General features: G+C 41.4%; 3 protein-coding genes and 3 pseudogenes. All 6 read left to right on the forward strand.

Annotated elements, in window-relative coordinates:
• Positions 1–80: 80 nt before the first annotated feature.
• Positions 81–2,978, forward strand: a pseudogene (locus tag DSM107010_RS43450) (Tn3 family transposase); the annotation flags it as partial.
• A 63-nt stretch (positions 2,979–3,041) separates the two neighbouring features.
• A pseudogene (locus tag DSM107010_RS36660) lies at positions 3,042–3,716 on the forward strand (amidase family protein); the annotation flags it as partial.
• Between the two features lie 255 nt (positions 3,717–3,971).
• Positions 3,972–4,295, forward strand: a complete 324-nt coding sequence (locus tag DSM107010_RS36665; RefSeq protein ID WP_106169625.1) for a helix-turn-helix domain-containing protein — start codon at positions 3,972–3,974, stop codon at positions 4,293–4,295.
• 31 nt (positions 4,296–4,326) lie between these two features.
• Positions 4,327–4,623 (forward strand): helix-turn-helix domain-containing protein, encoded by a 297-nt coding sequence (locus tag DSM107010_RS36670; protein WP_106169628.1) that lies wholly within the window; start codon positions 4,327–4,329, stop codon positions 4,621–4,623.
• Between the two features lie 207 nt (positions 4,624–4,830).
• Positions 4,831–5,073 (forward strand): hypothetical protein, encoded by a 243-nt coding sequence (locus DSM107010_RS36675; protein ID WP_106169631.1) that lies wholly within the window; start codon positions 4,831–4,833, stop codon positions 5,071–5,073.
• Positions 5,074–5,114: 41 nt separating this feature from the next.
• A pseudogene (locus DSM107010_RS36680) lies at positions 5,115–5,240 on the forward strand (IS982 family transposase); the annotation flags it as partial.
• Positions 5,241–5,320 lie beyond the last annotated feature (80 nt).

A 5,320-nucleotide genomic window follows, 5' to 3' on the forward strand; every position in this document is an offset into this window, starting at 1 on the left:
GGGAGTACATGGACAAGCAGTCGCGAGCTGATTTGAGCCACTACCATCATCCTGCTTGCGAGTTAAGTTGACAATACCCTCGCTACTATACTTTTAGTAATGACGAACTCAAAATTATTAAAGAGCGTCGTAGACCGCACAATCGTCTTGGGTTCGCCGTACAGTTGTGTTACCTGCGCTTTCCCGGTCGTGTCTGGAGTCTAGGAGAAATAGTACCGGAATCTGTACTGATTTATATTGCATCTCAATTAAAACTTGACCCGACAATCATCACAGAGTATTCTCAAAGAGATACAACTCGACGCGAGCATTTGGCAGAAATTCAAAATCATTTTGGATTTCGGACTTTTCATACATCTACATACAAGCAACTCTCGAAATGGTTATTACCTTTTGCCATCTCCTCAGATAAAGGGATGGCGCTTGTGGGAGCGTTAATTGATGAGATGCGCTTGCGTCAAATTATCATTCCAGCTATTTCTACGGTAGAACGTTTAGCAAGCGGAAGTCAGACATCGCGCTCAAAAATTAGTATGTCTTGAGTTAACTAAAAGTTTGACAACCTTACAAAAGACAGCACTGGATAAGTTATTAGTTGTAGAGCCTGATAAACAGCTGACTGATTTAATTTGGCTGCGTCAACCACCTTGTCTTGCCAATCCTAGAAACTTTTTAAAAGTGGTAGAACGACTAGAGTTTATTCGCCATCTCAATCTCGACTCTGGATGTTTGAAACGAGTCCACCAAAATCGTCTGCTGCAATTTACTAGAACTGGTGCAAAGTCTACACCTGCTCACTTATCAAGATTGGATGAATTGAGACGCTATGCTATTTTAGTTGCTTTTCTAATTGAATGGAGTGCATCATTGGTCGATTATGCCATAGAGATGCACGATAAAATGATGGGTAAATTGTTTAATAAAAGCGAGCATCAGCATGGTAAAAAGTTTCAACGTGACGGCAAAGCAATTAATGAAAAGGTGCGGTTGTATGCTCAAGTAGGTCAAGCATTAATTGCAGCTAGAGATGAGTCACTAGATGCTTATCAAGCGATTGAATCAGTCTTAGCTTGGGAGAAGTTTATCAGTAGTGTTGCTGAAGCAGACAAGTTAGCTAGACCCGCAGATTTTGATTATCTTGAACTGCTTGACAACCGTTATTCACAGTTGCGACGATATACACCAAAGTTACTGGAAACCTTTGAATTCAAAGCTACACCTGCGAGCTAAAGAGTGATAAAAGCCTTGGAGGTGATTCAAGAATTAAATATCTCTGGTCGCCGAAACGTGCCAGAATATGCTCCAACCAGTTTTGTTAAACCTCGGTGGTCAAAACACGTATTTAAGGGTGACAATGTTGACCGTCACTACTATGAGATGTGTGCTTTAGCTGAATTACGTAATGGTTTGCGTTCTGGCGATATTTGGGTAGCAGGCTCGAAGCAGTTTCAAGATTTTGAGGATTATCTGTTAGCGGATAGCTCATGGCAGTCAATGCGTTCTTCTCACACGGTTCCTGTAGCAGTGACAACAGATTTTCCTACTTATATTGAACAACGCTCGCTCGAATTGTCCGAACAATTATCGCTTGTTTCTTCTTTGATGGCAGAGAATAAACTAGTAGATGTCAGAATAGAAAATGAACAATTAGTCATTACTCCTCTCACCAATGCTGTCCCACCAGAGATTGATGCATTAACTAGAAAAGTTTATGGTTTACTACCAAGAATTAAGCTGACTGATTTATTGGTAGAAGTTGATTCTTGGACACAATTTACTAAACATTTTACGCATTTACATTCAGGAGAACAAGTATCCGATAAAGTTGTTTTGTTAAGTGCCTTGCTTGCTGATGGCATTAATTTAGGTCTAACGCGGATGGCTGACGCAATCCAAGGAATATCCTTTGAGCGTTTAGCATGGGTGGCAGATTGGTATATTCGGGATGAAACTTATTCCAAGGCAATGGCTGAGGTGGTAAATTTCCATACGCAAGTGCCATTTGCTGCTTATTGGGGTGATGGGACGACATCTTCTTCTGACGGTCAGCGCTTTAAAGCAGGCGGACATCACAGTTTTCATGAAGAGATCAATGCCAAGTACGGTAAAGATAGAAGCGTCATTTTTTACACGCATATTTCCGACCAGTATGTCCCATTTCATGTCAAGGTGATTAATGCAACAGTTAGGGATGCGACCTATGTTTTAGATGGCTTGCTGTATCACGAGAGTGATTTACAAATCCAGGAGCATTACACGGACACAAGCGGTTACACCGAGCATGTATTTGCGATGTGCCATCTGCTGGGATTTAGATTTGCCCCCCGAATGCGAGATTTACCTGATAAGAAATTGTATACTTTTGAACCGAGTCCCCCTGATTCGGTTTTAGCACCCCTGCTAGGTGACAAGATTAATCTGAAATTGATTCAAGATTCTTGGGATGAGATTCTCCGCCTTGCTAGTTCAATTCGGACCGGAACGGTGACAGCTTCTTTGATGTTGAGGAAATTGGCTTCTTATCCAAGGGCAGAATCGTTTAGCTCTAGCTTTGCGGGAGTTGGGAAGGATTGAGCGGACTTTGTTTACTCTGGAATGGTTGCAGAGTCCAGAATTGAGACGACGGGCGACGGCGGGGCTAAACAAGGGTGAGGCGAAACATAGCCTGAAAAGAGCCGTGTTTTTTAATCGGCTAGGGGAAGTGCGCGAGCGCTATACCCGAAGACCAATTTTATCGGGCTAGTGGGTTAAATTTGGTAATTGCTGCTATTGTTCTGTGGAATACGGTGTACTCAGAAAAAGCCGTGGACTATTTGAAGCAACAGGGAATGGATATTCCCGAAGAATATTTGCAACATTTGTCACCTTTAGGGTGGGAGCATATCAATCTCACTGGCGATTATGTGTGGAATTTGAAACAAGCGACCAGTTTTGACAAGTTGCGTCCTTTGCGGGTTAAGGAAAATAAATATCGTTGAAACGATTATACGATATGGGTTTTAGCCTTAGCGTACAATTTTCCCGTTTTGGCACGGTGATGCCTGATTCAAGAAACTTTTGGAGAGGGCTTAGATTTAGTTGTAGAGCAATCCCTGCACCAAGCCATCCAGCAACTACAAGATAATGGTGCAGAGATTCAAGAAATTTCCTGTCCTCGCTTTCGCTATGGCTTGCCTGCCTACTACATTATTGCACCCTCAGAGGCTTCTGCAAATCTGGCTCGCTACGATGGTGTTAAGTATGGCTGGCGTGCGCCAGACGCGAAAAATCTACTAGAAATGTACGCTAACACTCGCGCTAGTGGCTTTGGAGCGGAGGTAAAGCGTCGCATTATGATTGGTACATATGCTCTATCAGCCGGATATTACGATGCGTATTATCTTCAAGCACAAAAAGTCCGTACCTTAATTAAGCAAGACTTCGAGCGTGCCTTTGAGCAGGTAGATGTTTTATTGTGTCCTACAGCTCCCACTACGGCATTTCAGGCAGGTGAAAAAACAGCCGATCCCTTGAGTATGTATCTCACTGACTTAATGACTATCCCCGTCAATCTGGCAGGATTACCAGGTTTGAGTTTACCCTGTGGTTTCGATCTCAACGGGCTACCGATTGGTATGCAACTGATTGCTAATGTTCTGCGAGAAGACCAACTGCTTGCTGTTGCCTATGCTTACGAGCAATCAACCGAGTGGCATTTGCGCTCACCTTCACTTTAAGGCTAGAGTGTTTGGTCTAGATCTGCATCCATTCTAAATACAGAGGTTGAAAAGTAGTATTCCGATTGAAAGGAAACAATGCCTAATTACTTCAAAGAGATAGAAATAACTGTAAATTAAATTATGGCAATAGTTAAAACCTACTTTCAAGTCAAACGGAGTAAATTATTGTAATAAAATAAAAATCATGTCAATCTGCCGGATGCATTTAAATGTTATGGGAGTTCAAAGTTAATATACTACTAATTTGCTAGCATGACTCAAGAAAGTGATATTCAAGTAAGCAATGATAATGTTTTTGCCGATCTAAATCTACATAACCCTGATGAAATACTGATTAAAGCCGAACTGGTACGTCAGGTCTGTGAGATTATCGATAAACAGAAACTAACCCAAATTGAAACAGCAGCACTATTAGGAATTGACCAACCAAAAGTCTCTGCTTTGCTCCGAGGAAAAATTACAGGTTTTTCCCTCGAACGACTGTTTCGATTCCTAAATGCTTTGGATCGAGACGTAGAAATTGTGGTCAAGTCTAAGCCCAAAGCTCGAAAATCAGCACGAGTAAAAGTAGTTTAAAAAGCACCAACAATTGCTTTCGAGAAAGAAGATGGCTCAGACAACTGACGCACTGAAAATCATTGAGAAAATCAATCGCACCGATCCCCAGTTGCAAGAGATGATAGCAGAGGCTTCCATCAACGCTCATGTGGCACAGCTAATCTATGAAGCCAGAATCAAGGCAGGACTGACACAGCAACGGCTAGCCGATCTCATCGGTACAAAAAAGTCGGCGATCGCACGGCTGGAAGATGCAGATTACGAAGGATACTCCCTTTCAATGCTCCAGAAAATTGCTCGTGCTTTGAATCAAAAACTAGAAATTTTTCTGATTTTAATTAGGTAAAAGCAATACTTATAAACTAACTAGAAATTTACTCTAATTAACTAAATCATATTCTTAAAAATTCCACTATAGGTCGTAATTTAGGTTTAGTTATAGCATACTTAGAGTAGAGTTCCTATCATTATTCTGAATTACAAAAATATCAAGTCTTAGTTATTGGCTAACGCCAACAAGGAGTGATATAGACTATAGATTTGGAGTAATTCAATGGTTAGAACTAAGGACAATTCTCCTGAAAATAAAATCAAAATTGCTACGGAAAAGCTAATTATGGCTGCACGTAAATTGGTACAATCAGCTACTCCAACAGAAGCCTTAGAAATCTGGAAATTTGTCAAAACTCAGCAACTAAAGCGCATTCCTGGGCTGACTGCCGAGCAAATACAAACTTTGATAGAAACACAAGCTAAAGAAACGTCAGTTCGGGATAAGGAAAGGACTAGCAGCTAAGCTGAGAAATACCTATGTATCAGCTCACAAACACTAGTCCTATGTCCAGTTTAGAAGAACTGTTTTGCGCGGTAGATGACTTTTGCCAAGCATTTGAACCACGATGGCAGCAACAACTACTGCATGATGGTTTACGTCGGCGCAGTCGTACACGCCAATTGTGCCTTAGGATCGTGGATTAAATAAGGTGTAATAGTTTCAGTTGACTCTGTAAACTAGAGAAGCAGACTGATGAACAGGTGAATCG

This window comes from Chroococcidiopsis cubana SAG 39.79 (assembly GCF_003991895.1).
Classification (GTDB): domain Bacteria; phylum Cyanobacteriota; class Cyanobacteriia; order Cyanobacteriales; family Chroococcidiopsidaceae; genus Chroococcidiopsis; species Chroococcidiopsis thermalis.

Excerpts from the sequence above, each read along its gene's own strand:
- DSM107010_RS36665 (WP_106169625.1), top strand. The coding sequence starts at position 3,972 with ATGACTCAAGAAAGTGATATTCAAGTAAGCAATGATAATGTTTTTGCC.
- DSM107010_RS36670 (WP_106169628.1), top strand. The coding sequence starts at position 4,327 with ATGGCTCAGACAACTGACGCACTGAAAATCATTGAGAAAATCAATCGC.
- DSM107010_RS36675 (WP_106169631.1), top strand. The coding sequence starts at position 4,831 with ATGGTTAGAACTAAGGACAATTCTCCTGAAAATAAAATCAAAATTGCT.